Here is a 26,901-nt window from a genome sequence, read left to right as displayed (position 1 = left end):
TAAATTCAGTTATTATGAAATACAATAGTTACATCAAGGATACCCCGAAGGTGTCGGAGATAGGTCTTGGAGCCTGGCAGCTCGGATCCGGATCGGGATGGACCAAGGAAATGACCGAGAAGGAAGCCACCTACCTGGTGCATAAGGCGATCGAAGAGGGGGTGAACTTTTTCGATACCGCTCCCAATTACGGATACGGAAGTAGTGAAGAGCGGCTGGGGAAGGCGCTGAAAGGCGTAGACAGAAGCAAGATCGTTATCAATACCAAGTTCGGACATACCGATAAGGGAACCCAGGATTACAGTTCGGGATATATACGTGAATCTTTGGAGGGAAGTCTGCGAAGACTGGATATGGACTATGTCGATTCGCTCATTATTCACAATCCGCCGGCTGAATACCTGGACGGGAATAAGAACGATCATTACGAGATCCTGGAACGATTGAAAGAAGAAGGAAAGATCAAAGCCTACGGGGCTTCCCTGGATACTCAGGAAGAAATGGAGCTCTTTATGCGTACCACCAACTGCGAAGTGATCGAGGCTTTCTTTAATATCCTCTGGCAGGATGTTGCAGGAGCTTTTCCGATGGCCCAGGAAAAGGGTGTGGGTATCATTGTTAAGATCCCCCTTGATTCGGGATGGTTGAGTGGAAAATACACGGCCGAAAGCCGCTTTGATGACGTTCGCGGCCGCTGGTCTGAACAAGACATACGCACCCGGGCAAAATTGCTAGATCGCGTACGTGATATTATTGGTCCCGATGCCAATATGGTGCACACGGCCATAGCCTTCTGTTTGTCTTATGACGCTGTTTCTACGGTGATCCCGGGAAATGCCAACCTGGATCAGTTAAAGAGCAACCTCGAAAGCACTGCGTTGCAATTGAAGCCTCAGTTGGTAGAGCAGCTTGAAACTTTTTATAAAGAAGAAGTAAAACCTTTGGCGCTACCCTGGTAGTTTGCAAAACTAATGAGATCTGGAAGGGGGGAGCCTATGGATGCACCCCTTTTTTTATGGTAAAAGGTTCAGAATTGCGCATTTTCTCTACCCGAATCTGCGGCAAATAGAAATGAAGACCGGTGTCTTTTTACGATGGTCAAGAGATTGCCAATAGGGGTATAGGAGCCAAATGAGGCGATGCTCAGATCGGCATGAGGTACCTGATGCCAAACCTCCGGGGTGTTTTTAAATACCTGGTATTGTTCGGTATGCTTTGGCAGTCGCACACTTTCTTTGAGGTTTCTAAGTAATGTCGCTCCTTTTTCGATCGGGGTTCCGGGTTCCAGCTCTACGATCACCCGAAGCTTTGCATCCCAGTTTTCCTGCAGCAGTAAAGCTATGAGCACAGCGAGGTCGTTATTGCCCAGCTCACGTTGGTATTCCCAGTTATCGGGAATGTCATGCAGCCATAGGTTAATGGTCTTTTCCAGGCCCAGGCCCACCTGGGCAAAGGGAACATATAGCAGGGCTCCCCGCTCACTTCCTATCTGATCCCTGATCAACCTTTCATACGCTTCAAGGTCTTTGGTTCTCGAATCGAGGCGCAGGAAGATGGAGTTCGGATTAAAATAGGAAGCATCAAGTGCCTGGACGCTTATGCGTATGCTCTTCTGAAACTGGTCACTTTCTATAAAGGAATAGTTAATGGAGTCTCCCGTTCTTTTGATCTGTGCCACCACAGGGGGTACTTCCGTCTTAAGTCGTACAAGATTTTTACCGGTCGCTATCCCGAGGATCTTAAGGGATCCCTTGGGGTGAATAATGGCGTAAAGCAATCGAAATGACGATCGCAGGTCGCGGGGTTCCTGGATGGGTACCAGGAGGTCGGGCTGCCAGGAGCGGGGTTCGTTCTCTCCTGACAGGGATACCGATCTTTCGGTGGCCCATTTAGCGAGTGCAGAGAAGAGTCCGCTTCGGGCGTAACCGCCAGAGTAATTAAGGTGTTTGCGCATGAGATAGGCGTAGATAAAGAATACTGTGATCACAGAAGCCAGGGAGAAGACCGGATTAACCACAAACATGGTAAACAGGCTGAGCACTGTACCAGCCAGGGGAATTACAAGAGGTATGCTAAATGTTGGCCTGAAACTGGGTAGGGAAAGGCTTTGTTCGATAAGTACCACCAGGTTGATCATGACATAGGTGATCAAAAAGAAAAGGGTAATGAGCGGGGCGATCTGGTTCAATTCACGAAGTAAAAGGGCAAGAAAAACGATGACTCCGGTGACCGATATAGCTGCGGCAGGCTCACCTCTTTTGTTTCTTTTCCGAATGCGTTCTGAAAAGGGGAGGATGTTCTTTTTTGCAATAGCTTCAAGAATCCGGGGAGCTCCCACAAAGGAGGTCAGGGCTGAGGAAAAAGTGGCTCCTGCCAGGCCGATCAATACAAGTACGGGGATATAGGCATGATCGATAAAAAAGGTGTAATTTTCTACCAGCTCCCGGGCATTGCCCATATAGGCAGCCATAAAAGCAAGGGCCAGGTAGACGATCGCTGTAAGCACTACGGCCCACAACGTTCCTTTTGGGATGCTTTTCCTGGGGTTTTTAAGGTCGCCCGACATGTTCAGGCCGGCCATGATCCCGGTTACAGCAGGGAAGAATACCGCAAAAACCATCCAGAAATTAGCTCCGATGAGTTCGCCCTCCCTGGCCTGCACAAATTCACCCATGAGCTTTGGGGTTTCGAAGGTTTCTGTTTGGGCAAAACCTACGGCGATAGACGATATGGCCAGAACGATCACTGCGAGAATAACGTATTGGATCTTAAAGGCCAGGCTGGTGCTGGCATAGGCAATTGCGAAAACTATCGCAAAAACGGTCAGATCGACCAGGAAAGGGTGGTGGTCGGGAAATATCCAGATCCACCCTTCGCGGAAACCAAAAATATACATGGCCACAGCAATGGCCTGTGATAGATACAGGGGAATGCCAATACTGCCTCCGATCTCCAGTCCCAGGGAACGGGAGATGATAGCAAATGCCCCGCCAAAACCAATGCGAATATTGGAGATCACCGAAGACAACGATAAACTGGTGAGCAGGGTGATCGATATGGAAAGGACAATGATAAGGCCTGCACCCAGAATACCGGCATTACCTACGACCCAGGGTAACCTCAAAAAGAGTATGATCCCGAGAATGGTAAGCACCGTGGGTATAAAAACACCCTGGATGGTGCCGAATTGGCCGTGTTTTGAAGGTTGCTGCATTGCCGCTTAACGGTACGTGGTTCTAACTACAATTTACTTATTATTTTTCGTTTATGTGATTGATAATAAGAGTCTTGCTATGGTTTTACTGATCGCCGTCAGCAAAAAGATGATCCTTAAGTTGTAATTTATAGAGGTCGTTGATCGGTACCCTGCTACATGATCAACCGTTAAAGCTGGTAGCCATGAAAAAGTTCGTTTTCTTTTTGGTATTCATGCTCATATGCTCGTGTATCCCCTACAGTAAGGCACCGGATATCGAGGGTACCCGCCTGATCCAGGCCCGTGATTTTAAGAGCGACCTCCCAGATGTCTATGCCCTGGTTTTTGAAAACCCTTATGGCGTAGAGCGCTTCAATGATTTTTTGCGACAAAGATTTCAATGGGATGGAGGTGTGATCCCTGCTGAGTTTCCTATCGTAATTAATGAACAGCGCTACCTGCTTTCTGTTCATGAATGTATGCGCTACGACAGGGCAATTAACCTGTTTTCAGGAATCGTAGACGATCTGATCTGGGGTAGTGATGACGAATCGGATTTTGAATTTGCCGAACTGCTCATCGAAGAAGACAATGCCCTTTTTGACGATTACGAACAGGGCTATTTGTATATTGCCCTGACCGCAGCCGACGCATATGGTCGCGATGCTTTGGGTATAGAACATCCGGAGCGTAGTAAGGTGTTGAAATACCTGCGACTGCTTCATTACGACTATATAAATCCTGCTGCAGATTTCTTATGGCCCAAAGACTCTCTGATGCAGGAAGAAATGCAAAAGCCTTTAAGCCTTTCTGACAAATTCTGATTTTAATCCCATAGCTCCGAAGCCGTCGATCTTGCAGCTAATGTTGTGGTCGCCTTCAACCAGCCTGATATTCTTCACCTTTGTTCCGGCTTTGACGGGGCCTTTTGCCCCTTTAACAGGCAGATCCTTGATCACGATCACCGAATCGCCATCCTGAAGTGTGTTTCCGTTTGAATCGATCACCACCAGCGCGTCTTCATCCGGGATGTCGTTTGGATCCCATTCATGGCCACATTCCGGACAGGCATAGATATTTTCTGTTTTCAGATATCCGTATGGAGATTCGCATTGAGGGCAGGGTTTCATTTCGTCAGACATGATCGGAGAATTTATTCAGCTATAGCCAACAAAGGTAGTGAATTCATGGCGTTGGTCTATCTCCTGTTTCCAAAGGTGTTCAATATAATAGGCCTGTTATTTATCTGCTATTGGTCTGCAATCGAATTTTCAATAAGGTTCAGAATTTGTTCGAGGTCTGTCATAAGCGGAAGGTAGTGGGCTTTTTCTGTGGATTGCCCGGAAAGTATGAATAGCAACAGGTTGTTCTCGAATGCCGGGGAACGGAACAAGGTCATATTGCTCTCCGGTGAGGCATCGGCAGGAAGGGAGAAAAGGCTTTGGCTCGTATCGGCATAGTGCAGAATGCTCCGTAAATGGCCGTCGTTGGTACGCATCATATCCAGTACATGATCCCGGTGTGACATAAGGTCTGCCTCTTGCTTTGCGATGTCTTCCAGGGTAGAGAGCCAGTTGGTCAAATTTTTGCGAAGGGTTGTACTGGATAGGTCTTTCAGACTTCCTGAATGGATCATCTCATTGAGCAATGCGTTATTGGGGTTAAAGGCAATGTCATTGTATAGAGACCGGAAGATGAGTTGCGACAATTCTTTTTCATCGGGGTTGCTGCCGGGATCAGCAAGCAGGCTTACCACCTGGGTAGCTCCCTTATAATTCGCTCTGTTCACCTCAATGAGCGTAGCGAGCTTTTTTTTGCTGATCTCAAACTCCTTTTGGAGTCCGCTTAGGTAGGTGATCTCTTTTCTTTTGATCTCATTTTCCTGTTGGGCATTGTTTATGGCTAAAGCGATCAGGATCCCGATCACCACAAGGACGATCTCGCCCAGTGCATAAAGGAGGTATTTTTTCAGGTTGTTCTTTTCCAGGAGTTGCCTTCTCAGGCGATTGAAGAATTTCATCATCGTATTCGTGGGTATTTTTTAAGGCAGTGCATAAATAGGTTGCGCATAATTACGTCATCAGGTTTCAGGCTTGGCGCTCAGGTGATGGTCATGGAAGGCGATTAAACCGACATGTCGTAGGCTTGTTTGATCCAGGTTTTAAGTTCTTCATCTACGTCTGCCCTGGAGGTTAGGCGTACCCGATGGGTACACATGGTGCCAAAGGGTCCGGAGTCTTCCAGACGTTCTCCCACTGCAACGTCTTTGAGTTTAAATCCGAGGTCGATACGCGTTTTGGTAGCCGGCTTGATCAATATGAACTGATGCTTTCTGATGATACTAACGCTGGTTTTTTTTGCACTAATGGTGACGTCTTCACCCAGCCCCGTAACGTATTCGATCAGGTCCTGGTAAATGGGGTAGAGGGATTCCCTCCCCTCGTATTGTTTGGCGATAAGGTCGATCTGGTTGCCCGGTTCCTGGTTAAAAAGAGAGACTATAGTATTGGCAAATCCGTGGGTGACCCCATGTTCCTGTTTGAGGAATTTTACCGCATGGGAGTGTTTTTCAAAGGTGTGTTCCTTGAGTAGTTTTTTCCATTCTTCTAACGATCGTCCTGTTTTCTCAGGCATATTGTCGATCATGGTTTGCAGCGCCTTGTCCATTATTTCGGTCGTTTTATTACTTATGGTTGGTTCCTTCTAAAGTTAATGAAAATCAGGTTTATATGAGTTTAAAATGTTTCAGGAAAGCGCCTTTGTTGAGGTTGAAGGTGATCTTATATAGGGTTTTGGGATCTCATCATCTCCCCGCCAAGTATTTGTGAACGGGAATTAATTGTTAAATTTCCTTCAAACTAAACACTGCAATGAAAAAACTGCGTTACCCTTTCCTTGCGATACTTGTTATTTTTTTGGCGATCTACCTGACCGCATGGATCACTGCTCCCGGAAGTCCTGACCTGAAAGACTATGTGGAGAAGGCACAACAGTATCAGGTAGAAGTGATCAGGGATAGCCTCGGGGTGCCTCATGTATACGGAAAGACCGATGCCGATGTGGCCTTCGGATTGGGGTATGCGCAGAGTGAAGACGATTTTAATACGCTCCATGACGTGCTCCTTGCAACCCGCGGGATGATGGCTTCTAAGTATGGCTATACTGCAGCCAAGACCGATTATGTGGTCAATCTTATGGGGGTGTGGGATGCGGTAAATGCCAAGTATACTTCAGAAATTCCTGAAGGTGTCAGAGAAATTGCAGAAGCCTATGCCGATGGAGTTAACCTTTACGCTGTAAAGCATCCGGGTGAATGGTCACCCTACCTTTTTCCTGTGACGGGAAAGGATGTTATCGCCGGATTTACGTTCAAGACCCCCATGTTCTACGGTTTTGATAAGGCCCTGGGCGCTATGATGGCTCCGCGTGAACCGGAAAGTATGGATACCGATGGGGAAGTGGCCTTTCTGTGGAATTCCGATGAAAAGGCACCCCTGGGGAGTCAGGGAATTGCCGTGGCACCTTCCCGCTCTGAAGGCGGTCTCACCCGCCTGCTGGTGAATTCGCACCAACCGCTTGAAGGGCCTGTGTCCTGGTACGAGGTACGCCTGCATTCGGAAGAAGGGTGGAATATGGCCGGAGGTACCTTTCCGGGTTCACCTGTGGTGATCCACGGTCATAACGATAAGCTCGGATGGGCCAATACCGTAAACAAACCGGACCTGGTCGATTTTTATCAATTAGAGGTGAATCCGCAAGATGAAGGTAAGTATCTTCTCGATGGTGAATGGGTCGATTTTGAAGTGAAAACAGCAGAGATCCTCGTGAGTTTTCTGGGACCGGTACGATGGACCTTCGAGAAGCCAATTCGCATTTCTGAGCATGGTCCCGTGCTGGAAACCGATCACGGCTGGTATGCGGTACGATGGGCAGGAATGGGAGAGGTGCAAACCCTGGAATTTCTTTATAAACTGAATAAGGCTGAAAACAAGGCGCAATTTGAAGATGCCCTTGCCATGAATGCCATGCCCAGTATCAATTATATCTATGCAGATCATCAGGGGAATATTGGTCATTACTACAATGCTATGTTCCCGAAACGACAGGATGGCTATGCCTGGCATGAGGTGCTTCCGGGAGACCGGTCGGCCCTGGTCTGGGAAGATTACCTGCCTTTTGAACTGATGCCTAAAACCGTAAATCCGGAAAGCGGATTTGTTTACAATGCCAATAACACCCCCTTTTCGGCAACCGATGGAGATGATGATGCTGCAGCTGCAGATTATCCGGGATATATGGGGATCGAAAAGCGGGAAACCAACCGCTCTTTACAGATCGAACGCATGGCACAGGCCGACACCTTGATAGGGGCGGAAGATTTTTATAAAATGAAATACGATTCGCGGTACCATTCCGAATACACTCCTGTAAAAAGGCTCCTCAATTGGATCGCTACGCCCGATCTGGACAATATGATGGATCCGGTGTATCGGGAAGCCCTGATGCAGTTGCGTCAATGGAACCTGGAAACGAAAACGGATAACGAAACCGCTGCATTGGCTATTCTAACCCTGAATCCGCTGCTGGGCGATCATGAGATCACCGACCTGGAGATCACAGAAGCCTTTAAGCAGGCGGTAGATCAATTATACCGCTTTTACAATACTACGCGTATCCCCTTAGGAGAGGTTCAGAAACTGCAAAGGGGTCAAAAGCAATTGCCCGTTGGAGGTGGCCCCGATGTACTTAGAGCCATTTACACCGATGGCCTTAATGCCGAAGGAAAGATGGTCGCACGCGCAGGTGACGGCTTTACCATGCTGGTGGCTTGGGACAGCACCGGACTAAAAACCAGTAAGGCCATACACCAGTACGGGGCAGCAACCAACAGGGAAGGCTCTGAGCACTATAATGACCAGATGGAGAAGTTCGTGAACCAGGAATTAAGGAATGTGCCCTTTGATAAGGAGGTACTACTGCAACAGGCAGAAAGGAGGTATCATCCGATTGACGGCGGATTATAAATGGTGAATTATAGATGATGGATTTTGGTTTTTGAATTTTTATGACGGGTTAAGGGCTAAGAGTGAAGAGTGAAGAGAAAAAGAGAAAAGAATCAAGAGTCAAGAACAAAGATTAAAGAGTAAAGATTAAAGAGTAAAGAGAGCAACTTAGGATTATTTAAAATCCGCATCACCGCCTCACCGTGTCACTGGGTAACTGCGTCACCGCATAACCGTATAACCGAAAAGTTGCAAAACTGTGAAATTGCAAAACTGCGAAATTGCAAAGTTGCAGATCTGGGTCACTGGGTCACCGTGTCACTGCATTACCGTTTCATTTACCGAAGCAATGGCGAAGGTGGATATCACTGCGTCACCGTGTCACCGGGTCACCATCAATACTTCGACACCAGTTTGAGTCCGATGATCGAGGCAATGAGCGTGGAGATAAAAAAGACCCTCCAGAAGTTCGCCGGTTCTTTAAAAAAGATGATCCCCACGAGTACAGTTCCTACGGCCCCGATACCGGTCCATACGGCATAGGCGGTACCAATGGGCAATACCCGCGTAACCTTTACCAGCAGCACCATACTGATGGTCAGACTAAGGAGGAAGCCTCCATACCACCAAAGGGCGGTAGTTCCTGTAGTTTCTTTGGCTTTCCCAAGGCAGCTGGCAAAGGCTACTTCAAAAAGGCCCGCGATGATCAATAAGATCCAATTCATGAAGGTTAAAATTATATGTTACGATAGCTATTTACGATAATGAGTAGAGGAGTCTATGGTGTTGTATTCAAGAGGCAGGGGAGTACAGGAGCGCCAGATCGCATCTTATTTCAAATAAAAGGTTTAGCGATCATGCTCGTAATCCCTCGAATCGTTTTTCTTTTTCCCTTCCTTCATACGTTTTTCTGCTTTTTTTGCTTGTTTCCTGTAGCGTTCTTCATCTTTTTTCATTTGCCCGCGTCTCCATTTGCTATCGCCCTTTTCGTATTTCTTTGCGCGTTCTTCAGCGGCTTTCTGACGTTCCCTCGCGAGTTCGGCCATTTCCCTGGCATTTTCGCGCTTGCGTTCGTCATTTTGTTTCATCATTTCCCGGTGATAGGCTTCAGCTGCTTTAGCCCTTTCCCGATAAAATTCCTCCTCCTTTTTCATCATTTTGCGATACTGCTCTTCCTGGCCTTTACTTCGTTGCCGCTGAAGTTCGGCCATTTCCTTGGCGCGTTCCCGATGCCATTCAGCTTCAGCCATAGCCTGCTCTCTGTAAAATTCATCCCGTTCTTTGGCGCGTTCCCTTTCGTATTCACGGCGCTCCCTGGCACGTTCCTTATCTGCCTTTTTGCGTTGTTTTTCGTAATCGGCCACTTCATTTGAACGGCCTTCGTTCTTGCGAACTTCTTTCTTCACTTTTTCTTTTTCCTTTTCCTGTGCGAACCCAACAGAAGATATCATGAGCAGCAGGGCAAATAGGAAAAGAACTCTTCTTACGGTCGGCATAATTCTAAACTTTTACAGTGGTTCGAAATGTTGAAACCTATGAGGTACTACTAAAGATATTAAACAATTTGCGCTTTTAAGTTCAAACTTTTGATTATCAGTTGCTTTAGTGGTTAAAGTGCTGCCGGTCTGTGATGTTGGTATGATCAGATTGGTCGATCACAACACCGATGCTCAAAAATAATTAACACATAATTAGCAAATTGTGAAAGGCCTTTAGGGGTTAAGGTTAAACACGATGAGGATGGCTTGTAGGGTATTCCCCGAAAGAAGGTAGGGTATTGTACCTCAGATTTTTGTAAATTCAGGAAAATTTAAATAATCATGGCAATTTATAACCTGAACATTAATGGCAGATCGGCGGAAGTCGATGTCGATCCGGCCACTCCATTACTCTGGGTGCTTAGGGACCACCTAAAATTGGTTGGAACAAAATTCGGATGCGGTATTTCCCAGTGCGGGGCATGTACCGTACATATTGGCGATGGGGCAGTGCGATCCTGCCAGGTGCCTGTTTCGGCAGTGGGAAGCCAGGAGGTAACCACCATAGAAGGACTTTCTGAGCATGGCGACCACCCGGTACAGCAGGCGTGGTTAGAAGTAGATGTATACCAATGTGGGTATTGCCAGGCCGGGCAGATCATGCAGGCATCGGCCTTATTGAAGAATAATCCCGATCCAAGTGATGAGGAGATCCAGGCTGCAATGAACGGTAATATTTGCCGTTGCGGGACGTACACGCGTATTCGAAAGGCCATAAAGCTGGCTGCAGAAAAAGCGCAGAACGCATAGGAATTCCTTGTTTCACTAACCTTTAAAGTACATTACAATGACACGTATAAAAACAACAATAGGCAGACGATCATTCATAAAGAGTTCGGCCCTCGCGGGTGGCGGACTCATGCTTGGGTTTAGCTGGCTGGCTTCCTGTAAGCGTACCGAAGAAGCTGTGGCTGTACTTGAGATGCCCGAGGAATGGTTCGAGATCAACGGATTCCTGAAGATCGGAGATAACGGGGTGGTTACCATCATGTCGCCAAACCCGGAGATCGGTCAGAATGTGAAGACTTCCATGCCTATGATCGTGGCTGAGGAGCTCGATGTAGACTGGAATAAGGTGGTTGTGGAGCAGGCGCCGTTGAATACCGATATATTTACCCGTCAGCTGGCAGGAGGAAGTCAGTCCATACGTCAGGGGTGGGATAGTCTTAGAATGGCCGGAGCTACAGCACGCGAAATGCTTAAAGAAGCGGCAGCCGCTGCCTGGGGCGTGCCCGTGGCAGAGATCACGACCAAGGAAGGAATGCTACTTCACGAGGCAAGTGGCAAATCGGCCGGATATGGAGAAATGGCTTCTGCCGCAGTGCAGATCGAGGTGCCTGAAGAAGTGGAACTTAAAGAAATTGCAGATTATAGCATTATTGGAACGTCGCGAAAGAATGTAGACGGTTCTAAGATCGTAACGGGAAAACCCCTTTATGGTATCGATTATCAGGTTGATGGGATGCTTATTGCCATGGTTGCCCATCCGCCGGCCTTTGGAATGAAACTGAAGTCTTTCGATGCCGATGGCGTTAAGGCCATGCCCGGTATCAAAGATGTTTTCTCTATCGAGGTTTATCCCAAAGATTATGAAAAGCAGTGGTCTGATACTACTGTTTACGACGAATTGGTAGTCGTAGTGGGAAATTCCACATGGGAGGTGATGAAAGCCAAGGAAGCCCTCAAGGCGCAGTGGGAGCCATTTGAAGCCTATGAGGATGCTTACCAGGGAGCTGCCAGAACTGTTCCCGGCGGACTCGAAAGTACTTCGGGGCACTATGAAAAACTAATGACCATGGGTGCCGAATTGGCGCAAACTGTGCGTAAGGATGGTGATCCGGAGGCAGCATTTAAAAAGGCACACAAGATCCTGGAACGCAGTTATTCTTGTCCGTTCCTTGCCCATAATACCATGGAGCCGATGAACTTTTTTGCCCATGTGACGGCAGATGAGGCTAAGCTGGTTGGTCCGATACAAACACCGGAATATATGGAGAAATCGGTTGCCGGTGTTTTAGGGCTCCCCCTGGAGAAGATCGATATCCAGATGACCCGACAAGGGGGTGGATTCGGACGCAGATTATACGGGCACTTCCTCGTTGAGGCTGCCTTGATCTCCAAAAAAATTAATGCCCCTGTCAAACTGGTCTACAGCAGGGAGGATGATATGTCCTACGGAATTTACCGTCCGGCCTATTACGCCACCTACCGGGCGGCCTTTGATAAAGACAATAACCTTACCGCCTTTCACGTGCGGGCAGGAGGTATTCCTGAGAGTCCGCTGTTCGCCAATCGCTTCCCTGCAGGAGCCATTGACAACTACCTGGCCGAAGGATGGGCGGTAGCATCGAATATTAGTGTAGGAGCATTTCGTGCACCGCGATCTAATTTTATCGCCGGGGCCGAGCAGTCGTTCCTCGATGAGGTGGCTGAAGAAATGGGGAAAGATCCTATTGAAATGCGCCTTGAATGGCTTAGAAAAGCAGAACAAAACCCTGTAGGTGAAAACAACGATTATGAAGCTGCCCGTTATGCCGGGGTATTGGAACTGGTTCGCGATAAGGCCAATTGGAATACCGAGGTGCCCGGAACCCATCGTGGGGTATCGGCCTATTACTGTCATAATTCGTATGTAGCCCAGATCCTGGATATGAAAGTTGAGAACGGGGCGCCTTCTGTTGATAAGGTAACCTGTGCTATCGACTGCGGTATCGTGGTTAATCCCGATGCAGCAACTAATATGGCCGAAGGGGGTATCGTCGATGGTATCGGACATGCTATGTATAGCGAAATGACCTTTAGCGAAGGGAAGCCCGATCAAACCAATTTTGACCGCTACCGACTTATTCGCAATAGTGAGGCTCCGAAAGAGATCGATGTACATTTTGTTGATAATAAGATCGATCCTACAGGATTAGGAGAACCACCGTTCCCGCCTATCATGGGGGCCGTTGCTAACGCTTTGTACAGGGCTACCGGGAAGCGGCATTACCATCAGCCGTTTAGTAAGGAGCGCATCCTGAAAGGGTAGTTAATTAAAGGAATGCATCAGGAATCCGGCAAGAAAGCCTGGAGACTGGAAAAGTTACGTATCAGACCCCGCCACGGCGGGGTTTGATAATTCCCCTGGAAAGCTCACATTGTTAAGAACATTTAACCATCAAAGATCATGAAGAATAAACTGCGAAAAGAAGACATCAAACAGGAGGTTTTTGACCTCTATGACGCCTATGCCCATAACCGGTTATCCCGCAGGGACTTTGTTGAAAAGCTGGGACTGTACGCTGTTGGCGGACTCACCGTTGCGTCGCTCATGAGCTTTTTATTGCCGGATTATGTCAACACCCAACTCACCGATGCCCAGGATCTCAAGCTGGATTCCAAATTCATTACCTATACTTCTGAAAAGGGGGGAGGAGAGATCAAAGGCTTGCTGTCTAAACCTTCGTCCTTTGAGGGAAAACTTGGAGGTATCGTGGTGGTCCATGAGAACCGCGGACTCAATCCTTATGTAGAAGATACGGCCAGGAGGGCTGCCTTAGACGGGTTCATTACCCTCGCTCCCGATGCCTTGTCGCCTCTTGGCGGGTATCCCGGGAACGACGATGAGGGTCGGACCATGCAACGCAAGCGCGACCGCATGGAAATGCTGGAGGATTTTATCGCTGCCTTTGAATATCTCAAAAGCCATCCCGATTGCAATGGCAAGATCGGAGTGGTAGGTTTCTGTTTTGGCGGATGGATCTCTAATATGATGGCCGTTAAGGTTTCCGATCTTGCAGCTGCAGTTCCTTTTTACGGCGGACAACCCAAGGAAGATGTCGATAAGATCAATGCACCTTTAATGCTGCATTTTGCAGGACTTGACGAAAGGGTTAACGCCGGATGGCCGGACTATGAGCTAGCCTTGAAGGAAAACGGGAAGCAGTATGAAGCCTTCACCTATCCCGATGTGAATCACGGTTTTCACAATACGTCGACCCCAAGGTACGATGAGGCAGCTGCCGAACTGGCCTGGGGGCGCACCATGGAATTCTTTAAAAAGCACCTGAAATAGTTTGGGGTCTATAGCGAAGAGGTTTTCTGAGGTTACTCCTACGCTAATACTTATGAGCGGTTATTGTTTTTCGTTGAGTACGGAGTTGCGGTAGTTAAAGCTGTATTTGGCAGAAAACTGTAGCCGATGAAAGGCCCCGCTGGTGTTGTTGAGCAATCCTCTGTAGGCGTACATGTATTCCATTCCAAACCTGAGTTGCGGTACGAGGTCCCATTTGATATTCCCCGACAGGCTATAACTTAATTCATTGATCGTTGCGGCTGCCAGATCGGTGTCGTGAAATGCCCGGTAGGCCGCCACACTAAAACTGGAACTCCATTTTTGAGGTACCCAATAATGATTATAGGCCACGTAGCCGTTTAGGGTCTGTATGGGTTTGATCTTCCCGTTCCGGTCCAGAACACCTGAAGGGGTGAATCCTGCCGCTAAATACCGCCCCAGGCCATTCCCATAGGTAGCAATGATCCTGACATCGTCCCCCCGTTTTCCGGTGAATAGTTTTCCCCCTGTAGTTATTCCATACCCCATGGCCGTAGTCTCTACAGAGTCGCGCTTATGGAGGGTTCTTCCGATCGCAGCAACAGACCAGGAACCCCATTGCCCATTAAAGTTCTTACGTACTATCACATCGGGAAAGACTTCAGAATCGGTTACGACAATCCCGGCTTCATCGAGAGGCGCAACGGTAGTTTCCGGATTTTCAATAGCAAACCACCAACTGCCGGCCTTATACCTTACCTGGGGCTGCCTTATAAAAACCAGTCCGTCCATGGCACCTGCAAAATCCAATTCATCAGGGACCACCACGATCATAAAACTAGACCATGTCTGTCCGATAAGTAATCGGTCCCATTCAAAATACGCATGCCTTATCCTGGGGTTATAGGAGTTGCTCACCCGTTCATCTCCGACCCCTGAAAGCAGAAAGTCAAATTCTAAGAATCCATGGATCTCTTGTCCGAGGATGGTGGTACCCACATCAAAACTAAACCGGGATCCCTTAGCGTGATAATCCAGGTCAAAGTTTCTGTCTGCAGGCCCCACCGGTATCTGCCCGGGAAGATGGAACTCGCGCAACGGACTCGTAGCTCCGACATCGCCATTTCGATACCAGGTATTCAGAAAATCAGTCTTAATGTAGCCGCCAAAATTAAAGGTAGTGGCTCCGAACGTTTTATCCTGTCCATAGGAGCATTGAAGTATCAGCAGACTTATGCTTAAAATGTGTATGAGCTTTTTCATTTTTAGTGAGGTTGTTTAAGGTGCTGAGGATCTCAAGTGTGTTTGTGCCAAAATCCGGGATCAGGCTTCTGATCGCATGGATCAGGTACAGGGAAAATTCATTCAGGTCACCATCCATACTGTTCAGGTTGATCCAGCACCAGGAATGTTCGGATTGTTCCAGCCACCCCGAAGTTAACAGGCATTTTCCATATCCGGAAGGCGCAGAAATTAATACCAAACGAATATCATCTATAAGATTGAGTCGCTTCTCTAACCTTTCTCTGTGAATAAAATCGGATGGAAGTGTTGGACTGAATAACCTCGCTTGAAAAATTTGCTTATCCATAGCCGTGTTTACATACCTGCAGTCTTCAGGGTATCTTGAGTTATTTTATAATGAATACCCTTATCATGGCATAAGCGCAAGGTCAAACCGCGTGATCTGGAGAGAACATTTCATTAAATTATAAAAATACTGTCAATAATTCAGGTAAAATCCACGAAATCAGCATTTACCGCATTGATTTGACATTGGTGAGTTGTATTAAAGAAAAAAAATAAGAGCTTGTTACAGGTTGTTGATCCTTGTTATTGATCACATGCTTGCTTAGCTTTGAAGTGCTTTACAGAATACCAAACAAATGCAAAGACACAATGTAGCAGCTTACCCTGATAGTCAACTCGTTTTCCCCTGCGGTAAAATCATGAAGAACCGCTTTATGCTGGCGCCACTCACCAATATGCAAAGCCATGAGGACGGCACCCTCTCTGGCGATGAGAAGCACTGGCTTACCATGAGGGCTAAGGGCCAGTTTGGACTGGTCATGACCTGTGCTGCCCTGGTGCAATTCAACGGAAAATGCTGGTCGGGGCAATTGGGGATCTACAGTGATGGCCATATCGAAGGCCTCCGTTCACTCGCCAATGATCTTAGGAATGAAGGGAGTTTGTCTGTTGTGCAGCTACACCACGGAGGTATGCGCAGCTATGCAGCGCTCGCCGGGGAAATGTCGGTGTGTCCTTCGGAGAATGTTGAACACGATGCCCGCGCCATGACCCTGGAAGAAGTGGAGGAGACCCGCGATCATTTTATCGCAGCCGCCGTAAGGGCAAAGAACAGCGGATTTGATGGGGTAGAAGTACATGGGGCGCATGGCTACCTGGTCGCCCAGTTCTTAAGTGCAGAAACCAATCAACGCACCGATCGCTATGGGGGAAACCTTGAGAACCGTTCGCGGTTGCTTTTCGAGATCATCGATGGCATTCGTGAGGCGTGTGGAAGTGACTTTTTGTTAGGGGTGCGACTTTCTCCTGAGCGCTTCGGGATGGAGTTGGCAGAGGTTAAAGAGCTTTGTGGGATACTCGTTGCAAAAGGACAGGTTGATTTCCTGGACATCTCCCTGTGGGATGTGTTTAAAACCCCGGAGGGAAGTGAGGAAGACGGTAAGCTACTCCTGGACCATTTTACCGAAATGGATCGCAAGGGGGTGAAGCTTACCGTTGCCGGAAAGATCTACGGGGGAAAGGAAGTACACAAGGTCCTCGACGCCGGTGTTGATTTTGTGACCGTAGGCCGATCAGGTATTTTGCATCACGACTTTCCTGAAAAGGTCATGACCAATCCCGGCTTCAAGTCGACAGAAATACCGGTTGCCTCAGACTACCTGCGGTCAGAAGGCCTGGGTGAAAGCTTTATTAAATACATGCAGCGCTGGAAAGGATTTGTTGAAGATTAGTTGGTGGCGACTTACGAAGATGTCAGTGGTATGCCGATCAAAAGGCTTCGAATTAATCAAAATGATCCATTAAAAGCAAGTAATTTTCGGGGAAGGCCGTAAGCTGCTCCATCATGATCTCTTCTTCTACACTCGGATTAGTCGGGTACACGCCGTTCTCTGGTGACAACCTTCGCATGCCTTTACTGTAAACAAAAAGATCCTTCCATTGACCTTTGCTGTTCATGGTTTTTTCAACATCCTCGATCACGGTATAGATGGGGAGTTTGGTTACGGTAATATCGGCTACGATGTTGTTTTCGCTATCAACCACAAGCAGATTACATCCTCCGGTGCCACAAAGCGAAGGGTCCATCAGGTAAATAAGGTATTCCATGGTGGCAGGGTCTCTGTCCAGGTCTATCGCCCTTTCCATGAATTTCACCTTCTCCAGGTCGTCTTCGGTAAACCCGTAAGCCTTCAGACTATCGAGTTGTTTTAACCGCGTTCGGTCGGTGGTATTGATCAGGTTCTTAAATACCCCTTGTCGGTACTCGGTTAAAAGGGAGTCAAAAGCTGCACAGGAAACCCGTGGCAGGGTCGCCATCTCACCCTGAGGAGTCTTGTAGTTTAGCTCCAGGGCTTTTGATGTTAATCGATATTTGGCTTGCTGGGTATAGTGTTCTCCCTCCGCATAGCCGTGCAGGGTGGCATTAATGGTTTGGTCCTCCGGTGACAGGATCCCTTTTACAGAGGCGCGAAAACTGTCGGTGCCATAAGGATAATGATAGACAACTCCGGCTATAGCTTCAGCGGGTTGTTGCTGAAGCCTTACCAGGTGGTAGTTGTATGCTCCTTCGGTGATAGACGAAGGGGTTCTTTCTGCAAAACACCATGTTTCCCCAAGGAGGGAGGCAGAATTATTAGAGGGTAATGCCTGCTCGGTTTGTGCCTGTTCTTTGTGGTCTGTTCGGGGTTTCTCTTTACAGCCCATGATGAAAAATGCCACGAAAGGAACTGTTATTAGTAATGATCTCATTAGGAAGCGGTTGTTTGGTGGTGTAACTTAATGACAGGCAGAAGTTTAGTCTCCCTAAAATTACTAAAAACCAAGGATGTTCCAGTTGAGATGAACCAACAATTTCTTTAAGAAATTACGAAGCTGTATCGGTGCGTTCTTTTTTGAGTTCGAGGGGATAGAGTTCTTGTCCGATAAAATCCTCCGGAAAGTCCTCATCGCCTTCAAATCCCAGTTCAAGGTCCCGACCACTATGTGGAATATAGTCGGTTTTAAAGAGGTAATCCCAAAGGCTCAGACTGATCCCGAAGTTCACTCCGTATCGGTTGGGAAGTTCTTTTCCGTGATGCCAGATATGCATCTTCGGGTTGTTGAGGAGGTATTTGAACGGGCCGTAGTCCCAACCAATATTAGCGTGATTGAGGTGCCCGATGGTAATGGCCGTAAAGTGTACAATAGCCACCTGATCCACATTGAATCCGCCGATAAGCGCGAGTGGAATATACAATAAGCTCTTATAAACTACCGGCTCCATCCAGTGATAGCGCAGATGGGCGGCAAACCCCATTTCTTTTACCGAATGGTGTACCTTGTGAAAATTCCAAAGGAAAGGCACCCGGTGCAGCAGGCGGTGGGTATTCCATTGTACGAAATCGGTGATAAGGAAAAAGGTGAGGAGCCCTGCCCACATAGGCATGGCACTTACATCGAAAAGTTGAATATCGGTTAGTTCAAGTCCGATAACCCTTAGGACATCATCCAGGAATTTCGCGGCCACCTCGCTCAGGGCGATAAGCACGATGAGGTTGAGCAGGAAAAAGTTAAAGAACATATAAAAGGTGTCCAGAAAGAAATCCTTGCGGAACATCTTTTGATCCTTACGCCAGGGGAATAACAGCTCCAGTCCCCATACGACAAGGGAGATCACAATGAGTCCGTAAAAATAATTGGACCAGTGAAATCGGGTGATCTCATCGAGGAGGTATCCGAAATATCCGGTATAGGAGTTTCTTATGATCTCTAAATACTCATTCATGCTTAAGGTCTTTTCCAGTGTTATAGTCGTGAACAGGCTTATCTTCTTACAGTTTTAACAGCATCCGCCTCCGTCGTAGTGATACGTGGAAGGTGAAATAAAGATATCTTTTCGCCCTAACGCTTCAAGGGCAGCAGCGGTTTTATCGCATACAGCCAGTGGCTGGTTTTGTAGTAATACGTGACCCTGTCCGTCGTCAAAATATTCATCATCACCAAAATAGATCGCTGCCTTTCCGGTAAACACGCAAGGCCCGTCTTCGGGCATCGGATCTTTGATCGCGCAAACCTCAACAGATTCAATATAGATCAATTCGTCTGTGGGGTATTGGCCCGGTGCCAACACGCGATAAGGACGTTTAGCCCTGATCTCGATAGTTCCGAACCCGGCATCGGTGAGCATTTTTATGTATTCCTGAAGGGGCAGACTTCCACTGAGGCATAAGGCTCTCAGGCGCTCATCTTCCCTTAGGGTAGTATTCATTTCCTGTTCACAAACAGGGTCGCTCATGACCAGTCTGCCGTGAGGTTTAAGCACACGGTACATCTCGGCAATGGCCTGGCGCAGTTCTTTTTCCTTAAAAATATTGAACAGGCAATTTTGGGCAGCCACATCCACAGAAGCATCTTCAAGGGGCAGGTTCAGGGCATCACCTTTTTTAAGGTCTACGAAATCTCTGCTAAACCAGGGGTTCTGCGCTTCTGCTTCTTTAAAGTTCCTTCGCGAAGCCTCCAGCATCTCATCGACCACGTCTACCCCGGTCACACCGCCTTTCTGGCGTGAGAAATAGGCGAATTGCAGCAGTTCCATGCCTCCGCCAACGCCTACGTATAAGATCTTCGGATTATTTACCAGGTCGCGGGCATTCACAGTGCTCCCGCAGCCGTAATTCATCTCTTGCATGATCTTTGGGATCTTAAGTCCCGGAAGTTCCCAAACCGGATTCGTAGTGCAACACAATCCAACATCGGGTGTAAGGGCTGCCTCGCGATAGAGGTCTTTGGTCGTATTGAGGTAACTCATTAAATGCGCTCTATAAGTTTTTTAAACAGGGTGATCATTTGGGGTTCGGTTCGCTCTGCAATACCGATCATCTCATCGACACTTACCGGTTGGAGATTGTCCGGATCGCATTCATCGGTAAGCACAGAAATAGCCATTACCGGCACCTTGAGCTGGTTGGCTACGATCACTTCAGGAACGGTACTCATCCCTACGGCATCGGCCCCAATGATCCTGAGGTAACGGTATTCTGCCCGGGTTTCCAGCTGTGGTCCCATTACCGCAGCATACACACCCTTTCTGAGTTTTAACCCTTCCTCTTTACCTATCGCTTCAGCAAGGCCATTGAGTTTCGGGTCGTAGGGTTGATACATGTCTACAAAGCGTTCTCCGAAAGCGCTAACTTCTTTAAAGGCCAGGGGCGAACCGCCTTGCAGGTTGATGTGGTCATCTAAGAGCATGATCTCACCTTTGCTGTAGTCACTGTTAAGGGCTCCCGCAGCATTCGAAACGAACAGGTTCTTTATCCCCAGGGCATGCATGGCTCGGATCCCATAGGTGATCTCATAAAGGTTGTACCCTTCGTAGTAGTGAAAACGGCCTTGCATCACCACGGCCTTTTTTCCGAAGAGGTTACCGTAGATGAGCTTTCCTTTGTGAAATTCGACCGTTGATATCGGGAAGTGAGGTATGTGGTTGTAATGAGCAACGATAGGGTCTTCTATAAGGTCTACTAATTGTCCGAGTCCGGTACCCAGAACGATTCCGATCTCCGGTTTATCAAATCCTCTTTGCTGTAAATATTCTTTGGTTTCTTCAAGTTGCTGTACCATGATCTGTGGTGTTTAGAAGTTGTAATAGATCGGGGTATGCCTTCAGATCGTCAAAATTATCAATGTCATTCAGCTCCCTTAACAAAACTACATCATACGGGGCTAAATCAGTTAAAGTAGCGGCTAAAATTGTATCGCTTCCCCATTTTTTTTGACCGAATACCTCCTTCGGAATTTCATGGAGTCCGATGAGGTAGTACCCTCCATCTTTCGCAGGTCCTATCACTGCATCATGGTGTTGCAGGAGGGAGAAAGCTTCCTCAATAATGGCCTCGCTGAGGTCGTAGAGGTCGCTGCCTATAATAACCACTTCACGACTGCCACGTGCGAAAGCTTCCCGGAAAGCATTCTCCATGCGTTCCCCCAGATGGTGGCCTTTTTGGGGGTAGTAGTTAAAGTGATCGCGATGCCAGGAAACGCGATCCGGTACTTCATCTGAAAAGTATATGCTTACCCTGGCGTTGACCTCACCGCAGACCTTGGCGGTATGCTCCAGGAGGTGGTTATACACCTGCAGGGCCTTCTCCTTGCCAATGGTTGCAGCGAGTCTTGTTTTAACCTTACCCGCAATAGGATTTTTAACAAATACCAGTAATTCTCTTTCCATGCGATCCGGATCAGGCTAACGTTCCCTGGCAACTGCTTCCTGCTCCGGCCGTACAGCCATAGCAGTGTTGTGAAATAATGATATTGCGGTCTGCCAGCAGGTCTTCACGATACTCGCTAATGTGTTTCAGGGAGTGATCTACTTTTAGGTCGAGCATTTGGTTGAAGTCACAGTCGTATAGGTAACCATCCCAGCCTACCGAAATGGTGTTGGTACACATCACATTTGTGGCCGCAGCCGGATTAAAGGCTTCGACAAGACTGTACATATAGTCTTCGTAGTTTTCCGAAGCGATCAAGTACTCCAGGAAGCGGGATATCGGAAGGTTGGTTATGGTGAACAACTGGTTGAAGTGTATGCCGAAGTCTTCCAGCAGGGCTTTTTTGAATTCTTTTTCGAGGTCCTGCTGACCAGCAGGGAGGAAGGCTCCCGCAGGATTGTATACGAGGTCCAGCTGAAGGTCACTGTCGGGCACACCATAGCCTACCGAATTAAGGACCTTTAACGCCTGGATACTGCGGTCAAAAACGCCGCTTCCGCGCTGGCGATCGGTTTTTCCACGGGTCCAGTGTGGCATGGAAGATACCACATGCACGTTATGCGCCTTGAAGAATTCCGGAAGGTCGTAATACTTTTTATTGGCATTGAGAATGGTGAGGTTACTGCGAACGATGAGGTCCTTAACCCCTATCGCATATGCCTGCTCTACGAACCACCTAAAATCGGGGTTCATCTCCGGTGCTCCCCCGGTGAGGTCCAGGGTGTGCGCTCCCGTGGTTCGCAGTACTTCCAGGCATTGCTCCATGGTCTCGCGGGTCATGATCTCCTTGCGGTCGGGACCTGCATCTACATGACAGTGTTCACATACCTGGTTGCACATATACCCCAGGTTGATCTGCAGGATCTCCAGAGTTCCCGGTCTCAAGTGGTCCATGCCATGCTTCTTGAGCTTTTCTTTAAAGGTGGGCAGTTCGCCATCGGCAAACATCCCGCCGGCGAGGTATTCGAGTTGTCGCACCGGATCGGCCAGTGCGCTTTTTCTTTTTCTTAGCGATTGTGCGCTCATGGTTCGTGGTTTAGGGACTACATGGAAAGTTTCTTGTACTTGTTCATCATCTGTACCCCGTGTACCAGGGTCGCCCCACTTTCAATGGCGGCACCCACATGAACGGCTTCCATCATCTCTTCTTTAGTGATACCACGCTGTAACCCGTCTTTGGTATAGGCGTCGATGCAGTAAGGACATTGACGCACATGTGCCACGGCAAGGGCAATAAGCGACTTCTCCCTTGGGCTTAATGCGCCTTCTTCAAATACTTTGTTGTAATACTCGAAGAATTTCTCTCCCAGCTCTTCACTCCATTCGGTGATTGATCCAAACTTTCTCAGGTCTGCAGGATCGTAATATGATTTACTCATGTTTTCTTGTTGATTTTATAAAGTGGTCTTTGGCTTAGAACGTTTTTAATGCACTTTCTTTACGAAATGAACTGATTTATTATCGTAAATTAGAAGTTTTCACAGCAAAAGTAGAAGAAACAAAACGAATTACTATGAAACGCGGATTTTTAATAGATATGGATGGGGTGATCTATTCTGGAGATGATATGATCCCCGGTGCAGACACGTTTATCAAAACCTTGCAGGATGAGAATATCCCTTTTCTTTTTATGACCAACAACAGCCAGCGCACCCCTTTGGACGCGGTGAATAAACTGGCAAAAATGGGGATAGCTGTCGAAGAGAAAAATGTGTATACCAGTGCTATGGCTACAGCCTATTTCTTGTCTTTTATGAATCCTAATGGTACTGCATATGTCCTGGGAGAAGGCGGACTCATTACCAGTTTGCATCAGCATGGCTATACCCTGGTAAATCAGAATCCCGATTTTGTCGTGGTAGGAGAAGGGAGGAATTTCACCCTGGAAATGGTTAATTCGGCTGTGGAAATGATCCTTAATGGGGCCAAATTTATCGCTACGAACCTGGATCCGTCGCCTAAGAAAAAAGGATGGTCTAACCTGGGGATCAAAGCAGTGGTGGCGATGATCGAAGAGGCCACCGGAAAGCAAGCCTTCTCTGTTGGGAAACCGAGTCCGGTGATGATGCGGGCGGCCAGAAAGTATCTCGGCCTGGAATCTGCAGAGACCATCATTATAGGCGATACCATGGGTACCGATATCCTGGGAGGGGTACAGTTGGGATATACCACGATACTTACCCTGAGCGGAGTGACCAAAGAGGAACATTTGAACGATTTTGCTTTTAAGCCGGAACTCATTATTGATTCTGTTGCCGATCTCGATATTCATAAGGCAATGGAGCTGGGCAGACCTATGAAATATTAGCGCCCTTTAACCGGCATTCGTTCCTGATCATAGGAGGTGTAACTGCCGGAATTGCAAGAAAAAACAAATAAACCAAAAGAAACCATCGGATTTATGACCGAGCTTCCTGAGGAGTATTACCGCGAAAAATACCGACCGCAATTTCATTTCAGTCCGCCCGAAAAATGGATGAATGATCCCAACGGATTGGTCTATCATCAGGGAGTATATCATTTGTTTTACCAATACTACCCCGACGATGTGGTTTGGGGTCCCATGCATTGGGGTCACGCCGTAAGTTCCGATCTGTTGCATTGGGGGCATAAGCCGGTGGCATTGTATCCCGATGCCCTGGGGTACATCTTTTCGGGGAGTGCAGTTTTCGATAAAAACAATACCAGTAAGCTGGGTACGTCAGAACACCCTCCTCTGGTAGCGATCTTCACCTATCACGATCCGGAAAAGGAACCGCTTGGAAACAATGATCACCAAACCCAGGGTATTGCTTATAGTCTTGATGGGGGGCTGACCTGGGAAAAATATTCCGGGAATCCAGTGATCGATAACAAGGAGTTTGCCGATTTCAGAGACCCCAAAGTGTTTTGGGATGAAGAGCAGTCGCAATGGATCATGTTGCTCGTGGCCGGTGACCATTTGCGAATTTACAGCTCTCCAAACCTGATCGAATGGACCTGGCTCAGTGAATTCGGGAGGGATCAGGGCGCTCACGGTGGTGTCTGGGAATGTCCGGATATGTTCAGGTTGACCACCCCGGAAGGCGAGGAGAAATGGGTGTTGCTCATCTCTATTAATCCCGGAGGGCCAAATGGAGGTTCGGCTACCCAATATTTTGTGGGAGATTTTGATGGGATTGCCTTTACCTCCGATCAGGTGGAAGTGAAATGGGTAGATTGGGGTACCGATAATTATGCCGGAGTCACCTATAATCACACCCCGGACGGTGAACGCGTGTTCATTGCCTGGATGGGTAATTGGGATTATGCGCCCAAAACCCCAACCCAAGGCTGGCGGGGTGCCATGACCCTCCCCAGGACATTGAGTTTATGCCGAAGTAATACCAGTTATGAGCTCAAAAGTTATCCCGTAAACGCTTTTAGCAAATTGAGAAATACCATTCGGGTAAGGAGGGAAGACCTTCCCGGAGAATCCCGGTTCCAAACCTCGAACTTCAATGCTGCGGAGATCGTTTTTAAAACGACCCTTACAGACCAGAAATGGGTGTTTTCAAATGCCGCCGGGAATAGTCTGGTGATCGCGCTATATGCTAAAACGAAGACGCTTACCCTGGACCGCAGCAATAGTGGGGTGACCCATTTTGATCCTTCCTTTACACAGGCTGTGCAAATAGCAGAGATACCTCACCTTCCGGAAGAACCTTTCGAAGTACGAATGATCCTGGATGCCTGTTCTGTCGAGCTCTTTCTTAATGAAGGGCAGTACACCATGACCTCCCTGGTGTTTCCCGAACAACCCTTTACGAAACTATCGGTTTACGGGAACGGAGAAGGTCTGCAGCCTTCTTTTTACGGTATAGGCAGGGTCTGGTAGGGTCGAGCATAACACGCCATGCCTGAATCATTCCTGTTCGTAGTAAATAATACCAAGCCCTTCCTATTTATCTGATAATTATTCCCTTATTTTGGAAAGGAAACGAAAGCCTTTAAGGTATCCTTGTAAATGCAAAGAGCCCTCTAAAGCTCGCCAGTATAATTTCGAATTACGGTATGAGAAAATTTTTGAACATCCTCCTCAAGTCTGTTTTAACCCTCCTATTGATCCTGATGGTCTTTGCAGGCGTTATCTTGGTGTTAGATGATCGGCGCACGAGCTATCTGGAACCCGAAGGGCATCCTGAAGTGGAAGAGACTTCCTGGCTTATTACCCATGTAAACGTGATCCCTATGGACCGTGATACCGTATTGACCGATCATTCGGTCCTGATCAAAAACGGTAGGATTGCTCAGGTGGCACCCGACATTACCACGGCAAATTACCCTGTAATTGACGGGGAGAACGCCTATTTGATGCCCGGACTTACCGACATGCATGTTCATGTTTGGGATCAATACGAATTGGGGTTATATCTTGCAAATGGGGTCACTACCGTGCGAAACCTCTGGGGGCGTCCTTTTCATTTGAAGCTAAAAAAGCAGATCGGAGAAGGCAAGTTGTTGAGTCCGCAGTTCTTTACCAGCGGCCCCAAGCTTACCGGGCCGGAGTTCATAGGTGATGACAATACCAATTTACACAGTCCGGAAGAGGCCAGGGAGATCGTAAAGAAGACTTATGAGCAAGGATATGACTTGATAAAAACCTACTACGGATTACCCGAGGCCTATTTTGATGCCATCCTGGAGGAATCGCAGGTGTACGATCTTGATATTGCTGCCCATACGTCGAACAAGGTGGATTATGCATACCACTTTAATCCGCAAATTAAGACCATCGAACACGCCGAGGATATCGTCCAGCAGGGACTTAACTACACCTTAGATACCGTAAAGCTCAAGGAACTGGTTGCCGGGTTTGCTGAAGCCGAAGGCACCTCATTTTGTCCGACGCTCATTGTCTATTACAATATTTACAACATGCTTACACAGGAAGGCATATTAGATTCGTCAGCTGTGGGCCTTATGAATCCCATGATCCGTAAAGTCGATAGCAAGGCGCAGTACGACCGATGGGCGAATACAAAACGAGCGGACCCGGGAATCACCGAAAAGATCAAGGTTCAGCATGAATTTCATCTTATGGCGGTAAAGGCCCTTCATGATGCAGGGGTGAATATTGTATGCGGTTCTGATGCCGGTATTGGGATAACCGCCCCGGGGGAGGCCATTCACGACGAATTGGCTTTTTACCGCGAGGCCGGACTTTCGCCTTATGAGGTGTTACGCACAGCCACGGCGAATCCGTCTCAGGTTCATGATTTTCTAAGGGAAACCGGGACGGTACAGCAGGGAAAACGAGCCGATCTGCTGTTGTTAGATGAGAATCCGTTGATCCATCCCGAAACCCTGCAACATGCCCGGTGGGTCATGGTAGGTGGGCGTAAGCTCAATAGAGATCTCCTCTCAGAATTTGAGGCAAAGGCGATGAACCGTAAAAATCTCTTCCCTTCTTTACTGAGGTATGCAGGCTATCTCTGGGAGAAATAAGCACTTTCCTGAACTTGTGAAGAGGGTTGTTTTTTATGTAGGAAGGAGTGTTAAAAAATGGAGAAATTCGATGGTAAGGGGCAAATTTTAATTAAATTCAGTCAGTGTTCCTGAAGGTTTCTGAAGAGGATTTAAGGACGGAAGATCTTCAGGATGATCTGAGTAA

Annotated in this window: 25 protein-coding genes; 10 read left to right on the top strand and 15 right to left on the bottom strand. The window is 47.8% G+C overall.

Annotated features, from left to right (window positions below; all coding sequences use genetic code 11):
• Positions 1 to 14 precede the first annotated feature (14 nt).
• Positions 15 to 959 carry an aldo/keto reductase gene (locus IS446_RS09640; protein ID WP_203060196.1) on the top strand — a complete coding sequence of 315 codons (945 nt, stop codon included), beginning with the start codon at positions 15 to 17 and terminating at the stop codon, positions 957 to 959.
• Positions 960 to 1,027: 68 nt separating this feature from the next.
• On the opposite strand, the gene IS446_RS09635 is transcribed toward IS446_RS09640, so the two are convergent.
• Entirely contained in the window at positions 1,028 to 3,214 is a 2,187-nt protein-coding gene (locus IS446_RS09635; protein ID WP_203060194.1) for an amino acid permease, read from the bottom strand.
• A gap of 185 nt (positions 3,215 to 3,399) precedes the next feature.
• Between IS446_RS09635 and IS446_RS09630 the strand changes: the two genes are divergently transcribed.
• Positions 3,400 to 4,020, top strand: a complete 621-nt coding sequence (locus IS446_RS09630) for a hypothetical protein (RefSeq protein WP_203060192.1) — start codon at positions 3,400 to 3,402, stop codon at positions 4,018 to 4,020.
• Here the strand turns inward: IS446_RS09630 and IS446_RS09625 are convergent.
• From IS446_RS09625 to IS446_RS09615, 3 genes are all read right to left on the bottom strand, one after another.
• Positions 3,997 to 4,338, bottom strand: a complete 342-nt coding sequence (locus IS446_RS09625) for a zinc ribbon domain-containing protein YjdM (RefSeq protein WP_203060191.1) — start codon at positions 4,336 to 4,338, stop codon at positions 3,997 to 3,999. The two genes, IS446_RS09630 and IS446_RS09625, sit on opposite strands and share 24 nt — an antisense overlap.
• 107 nt (positions 4,339 to 4,445) lie before the next feature.
• Positions 4,446 to 5,219: a DUF6090 family protein gene (locus IS446_RS09620; RefSeq protein WP_235996459.1), complete on the bottom strand. Its 774-nt coding sequence runs from the start codon at positions 5,217 to 5,219 to the stop codon at positions 4,446 to 4,448.
• A gap of 101 nt (positions 5,220 to 5,320) precedes the next feature.
• On the bottom strand, positions 5,321 to 5,863 hold the full coding sequence (locus IS446_RS09615) for a DUF4287 domain-containing protein (RefSeq protein WP_203060189.1): 543 nt from the start codon (positions 5,861 to 5,863) through the stop codon (positions 5,321 to 5,323).
• Positions 5,864 to 6,066: 203 nt separating this feature from the next.
• Between IS446_RS09615 and IS446_RS09610 the strand changes: the two genes are divergently transcribed.
• Positions 6,067 to 8,220 carry a penicillin acylase family protein gene (locus IS446_RS09610; RefSeq protein WP_203060188.1) on the top strand — a complete coding sequence of 718 codons (2,154 nt, stop codon included), beginning with the start codon at positions 6,067 to 6,069 and terminating at the stop codon, positions 8,218 to 8,220.
• Between the two features lie 374 nt (positions 8,221 to 8,594).
• Here IS446_RS09610 and IS446_RS09605 read toward each other — a convergent pair whose 3' ends face one another.
• On the bottom strand, positions 8,595 to 8,924 hold the full coding sequence (locus IS446_RS09605; RefSeq protein WP_203060186.1) for a DMT family transporter: 330 nt from the start codon (positions 8,922 to 8,924) through the stop codon (positions 8,595 to 8,597).
• Positions 8,925 to 9,047: 123 nt separating this feature from the next.
• Positions 9,048 to 9,695, bottom strand: a complete 648-nt coding sequence (locus tag IS446_RS09600; RefSeq protein ID WP_203060184.1) for a hypothetical protein — start codon at positions 9,693 to 9,695, stop codon at positions 9,048 to 9,050.
• 324 nt (positions 9,696 to 10,019) lie between these two features.
• Between IS446_RS09600 and IS446_RS09595 the strand changes: the two genes are divergently transcribed.
• From IS446_RS09595 to IS446_RS09585, 3 genes are all read left to right on the top strand, one after another.
• Positions 10,020 to 10,487, top strand: coding sequence for a (2Fe-2S)-binding protein (locus tag IS446_RS09595; protein WP_235996458.1), 468 nt, complete (start codon positions 10,020 to 10,022; stop codon positions 10,485 to 10,487).
• A gap of 37 nt (positions 10,488 to 10,524) precedes the next feature.
• Positions 10,525 to 12,768 carry a xanthine dehydrogenase family protein molybdopterin-binding subunit gene (locus IS446_RS09590; protein ID WP_203060182.1) on the top strand — a complete coding sequence of 748 codons (2,244 nt, stop codon included), beginning with the start codon at positions 10,525 to 10,527 and terminating at the stop codon, positions 12,766 to 12,768.
• A gap of 138 nt (positions 12,769 to 12,906) precedes the next feature.
• Complete coding sequence (locus tag IS446_RS09585; RefSeq protein WP_203060181.1) at positions 12,907 to 13,794, top strand: dienelactone hydrolase family protein; 888 nt, start codon at positions 12,907 to 12,909, stop codon at positions 13,792 to 13,794.
• 60 nt (positions 13,795 to 13,854) lie between these two features.
• On the opposite strand, the gene IS446_RS09580 is transcribed toward IS446_RS09585, so the two are convergent.
• Both IS446_RS09580 and IS446_RS09575 read right to left on the bottom strand, forming a co-directional pair.
• Complete coding sequence (locus IS446_RS09580; protein ID WP_203060179.1) at positions 13,855 to 15,036, bottom strand: DcaP family trimeric outer membrane transporter; 1,182 nt, start codon at positions 15,034 to 15,036, stop codon at positions 13,855 to 13,857.
• Positions 14,969 to 15,364: a hypothetical protein gene (locus IS446_RS09575; RefSeq protein WP_203060177.1), complete on the bottom strand. Its 396-nt coding sequence runs from the start codon at positions 15,362 to 15,364 to the stop codon at positions 14,969 to 14,971. Before IS446_RS09575 ends, IS446_RS09580 begins: the two co-directional genes overlap by 68 nt.
• Positions 15,365 to 15,722: 358 nt before the next feature.
• Here IS446_RS09575 and IS446_RS09570 point away from each other — a divergent pair, with 358 nt between their 5' ends.
• The gene (locus tag IS446_RS09570; protein WP_235996457.1) at positions 15,723 to 16,754 is read left to right on the top strand and encodes an NADH:flavin oxidoreductase; all 1,032 of its coding nucleotides are present in this window, start codon (positions 15,723 to 15,725) and stop codon (positions 16,752 to 16,754) included.
• A gap of 52 nt (positions 16,755 to 16,806) precedes the next feature.
• Here IS446_RS09570 and IS446_RS09565 read toward each other — a convergent pair whose 3' ends face one another.
• From IS446_RS09565 to IS446_RS09535, 7 genes are all read right to left on the bottom strand, one after another.
• Entirely contained in the window at positions 16,807 to 17,772 is a 966-nt protein-coding gene (locus IS446_RS09565) for a hypothetical protein (protein WP_203060174.1), read from the bottom strand.
• Positions 17,773 to 17,887: 115 nt separating this feature from the next.
• The gene (locus tag IS446_RS09560; protein ID WP_203060173.1) at positions 17,888 to 18,787 is read right to left on the bottom strand and encodes a sterol desaturase family protein; all 900 of its coding nucleotides are present in this window, start codon (positions 18,785 to 18,787) and stop codon (positions 17,888 to 17,890) included.
• A gap of 54 nt (positions 18,788 to 18,841) precedes the next feature.
• Positions 18,842 to 19,810: an arsenosugar biosynthesis arsenite methyltransferase ArsM gene (arsM, locus tag IS446_RS09555; protein ID WP_203060171.1), complete on the bottom strand. Its 969-nt coding sequence runs from the start codon at positions 19,808 to 19,810 to the stop codon at positions 18,842 to 18,844.
• Complete coding sequence (locus tag IS446_RS09550; RefSeq protein ID WP_203060170.1) at positions 19,810 to 20,622, bottom strand: purine-nucleoside phosphorylase; 813 nt, start codon at positions 20,620 to 20,622, stop codon at positions 19,810 to 19,812. The genes arsM and IS446_RS09550 overlap by 1 nt, the downstream gene beginning before the upstream one ends.
• The gene (locus tag IS446_RS09545) at positions 20,606 to 21,229 is read right to left on the bottom strand and encodes a TIGR04282 family arsenosugar biosynthesis glycosyltransferase (protein WP_203060168.1); all 624 of its coding nucleotides are present in this window, start codon (positions 21,227 to 21,229) and stop codon (positions 20,606 to 20,608) included. Before IS446_RS09545 ends, IS446_RS09550 begins: the two co-directional genes overlap by 17 nt.
• A gap of 10 nt (positions 21,230 to 21,239) precedes the next feature.
• A complete protein-coding gene (gene arsS, locus IS446_RS09540; RefSeq protein ID WP_203060166.1) occupies positions 21,240 to 22,295 on the bottom strand; it encodes an arsenosugar biosynthesis radical SAM (seleno)protein ArsS in 1,056 nt (351 codons plus the stop codon).
• Positions 22,296 to 22,312: 17 nt separating this feature from the next.
• Positions 22,313 to 22,648: an arsenosugar biosynthesis-associated peroxidase-like protein gene (locus tag IS446_RS09535; RefSeq protein ID WP_203060164.1), complete on the bottom strand. Its 336-nt coding sequence runs from the start codon at positions 22,646 to 22,648 to the stop codon at positions 22,313 to 22,315.
• 134 nt (positions 22,649 to 22,782) lie between these two features.
• Between IS446_RS09535 and IS446_RS09530 the strand changes: the two genes are divergently transcribed.
• From IS446_RS09530 to IS446_RS09520, 3 genes are all read left to right on the top strand, one after another.
• Entirely contained in the window at positions 22,783 to 23,577 is a 795-nt protein-coding gene (locus IS446_RS09530) for an HAD-IIA family hydrolase (protein WP_203060162.1), read from the top strand.
• A 93-nt stretch (positions 23,578 to 23,670) separates the two neighbouring features.
• Positions 23,671 to 25,125 carry a glycoside hydrolase family 32 protein gene (locus IS446_RS09525; RefSeq protein ID WP_203060160.1) on the top strand — a complete coding sequence of 485 codons (1,455 nt, stop codon included), beginning with the start codon at positions 23,671 to 23,673 and terminating at the stop codon, positions 25,123 to 25,125.
• A gap of 176 nt (positions 25,126 to 25,301) precedes the next feature.
• The gene (locus tag IS446_RS09520; RefSeq protein WP_203060158.1) at positions 25,302 to 26,735 is read left to right on the top strand and encodes an amidohydrolase family protein; all 1,434 of its coding nucleotides are present in this window, start codon (positions 25,302 to 25,304) and stop codon (positions 26,733 to 26,735) included.
• The last annotated feature ends 166 nt before the right edge of the window (positions 26,736 to 26,901 follow it).

Origin of the sequence: Robertkochia sediminum (genome assembly GCF_016786255.1) — a bacterium.
GTDB classification, from domain to species: Bacteria; Bacteroidota; Bacteroidia; order Flavobacteriales; family Flavobacteriaceae; genus Robertkochia; species Robertkochia sediminum.
The sequence above is the reverse complement of the archived record's forward strand: the minus strand, read 5'-3'. Positions and strand labels throughout refer to the sequence as shown.

Excerpts from the sequence above, each read along its gene's own strand:
- IS446_RS09640 (WP_203060196.1), top strand. The coding sequence starts at position 15 with ATGAAATACAATAGTTACATCAAGGATACCCCGAAGGTGTCGGAGATA.
- IS446_RS09635 (WP_203060194.1), bottom strand. The coding sequence starts at position 3,214 with ATGCAGCAACCTTCAAAACACGGCCAATTCGGCACCATCCAGGGTGTT.
- IS446_RS09630 (WP_203060192.1), top strand. The coding sequence starts at position 3,400 with ATGAAAAAGTTCGTTTTCTTTTTGGTATTCATGCTCATATGCTCGTGT.
- IS446_RS09625 (WP_203060191.1), bottom strand. The coding sequence starts at position 4,338 with ATGTCTGACGAAATGAAACCCTGCCCTCAATGCGAATCTCCATACGGA.
- IS446_RS09620 (WP_235996459.1), bottom strand. The coding sequence starts at position 5,219 with ATGATGAAATTCTTCAATCGCCTGAGAAGGCAACTCCTGGAAAAGAAC.
- IS446_RS09615 (WP_203060189.1), bottom strand. The coding sequence starts at position 5,863 with ATGGACAAGGCGCTGCAAACCATGATCGACAATATGCCTGAGAAAACA.
- IS446_RS09610 (WP_203060188.1), top strand. The coding sequence starts at position 6,067 with ATGAAAAAACTGCGTTACCCTTTCCTTGCGATACTTGTTATTTTTTTG.
- IS446_RS09605 (WP_203060186.1), bottom strand. The coding sequence starts at position 8,924 with ATGAATTGGATCTTATTGATCATCGCGGGCCTTTTTGAAGTAGCCTTT.
- IS446_RS09600 (WP_203060184.1), bottom strand. The coding sequence starts at position 9,695 with ATGCCGACCGTAAGAAGAGTTCTTTTCCTATTTGCCCTGCTGCTCATG.
- IS446_RS09595 (WP_235996458.1), top strand. The coding sequence starts at position 10,020 with ATGGCAATTTATAACCTGAACATTAATGGCAGATCGGCGGAAGTCGAT.
- IS446_RS09590 (WP_203060182.1), top strand. The coding sequence starts at position 10,525 with ATGACACGTATAAAAACAACAATAGGCAGACGATCATTCATAAAGAGT.
- IS446_RS09585 (WP_203060181.1), top strand. The coding sequence starts at position 12,907 with ATGAAGAATAAACTGCGAAAAGAAGACATCAAACAGGAGGTTTTTGAC.
- IS446_RS09580 (WP_203060179.1), bottom strand. The coding sequence starts at position 15,036 with ATGAAAAAGCTCATACACATTTTAAGCATAAGTCTGCTGATACTTCAA.
- IS446_RS09575 (WP_203060177.1), bottom strand. The coding sequence starts at position 15,364 with ATGGATAAGCAAATTTTTCAAGCGAGGTTATTCAGTCCAACACTTCCA.
- IS446_RS09570 (WP_235996457.1), top strand. The coding sequence starts at position 15,723 with ATGAAGAACCGCTTTATGCTGGCGCCACTCACCAATATGCAAAGCCAT.
- IS446_RS09565 (WP_203060174.1), bottom strand. The coding sequence starts at position 17,772 with ATGAGATCATTACTAATAACAGTTCCTTTCGTGGCATTTTTCATCATG.
- IS446_RS09560 (WP_203060173.1), bottom strand. The coding sequence starts at position 18,787 with ATGAATGAGTATTTAGAGATCATAAGAAACTCCTATACCGGATATTTC.
- arsM (WP_203060171.1), bottom strand. The coding sequence starts at position 19,810 with ATGAGTTACCTCAATACGACCAAAGACCTCTATCGCGAGGCAGCCCTT.
- IS446_RS09550 (WP_203060170.1), bottom strand. The coding sequence starts at position 20,622 with ATGGTACAGCAACTTGAAGAAACCAAAGAATATTTACAGCAAAGAGGA.
- IS446_RS09545 (WP_203060168.1), bottom strand. The coding sequence starts at position 21,229 with ATGGAAAGAGAATTACTGGTATTTGTTAAAAATCCTATTGCGGGTAAG.
- arsS (WP_203060166.1), bottom strand. The coding sequence starts at position 22,295 with ATGAGCGCACAATCGCTAAGAAAAAGAAAAAGCGCACTGGCCGATCCG.
- IS446_RS09535 (WP_203060164.1), bottom strand. The coding sequence starts at position 22,648 with ATGAGTAAATCATATTACGATCCTGCAGACCTGAGAAAGTTTGGATCA.
- IS446_RS09530 (WP_203060162.1), top strand. The coding sequence starts at position 22,783 with ATGAAACGCGGATTTTTAATAGATATGGATGGGGTGATCTATTCTGGA.
- IS446_RS09525 (WP_203060160.1), top strand. The coding sequence starts at position 23,671 with ATGACCGAGCTTCCTGAGGAGTATTACCGCGAAAAATACCGACCGCAA.
- IS446_RS09520 (WP_203060158.1), top strand. The coding sequence starts at position 25,302 with ATGAGAAAATTTTTGAACATCCTCCTCAAGTCTGTTTTAACCCTCCTA.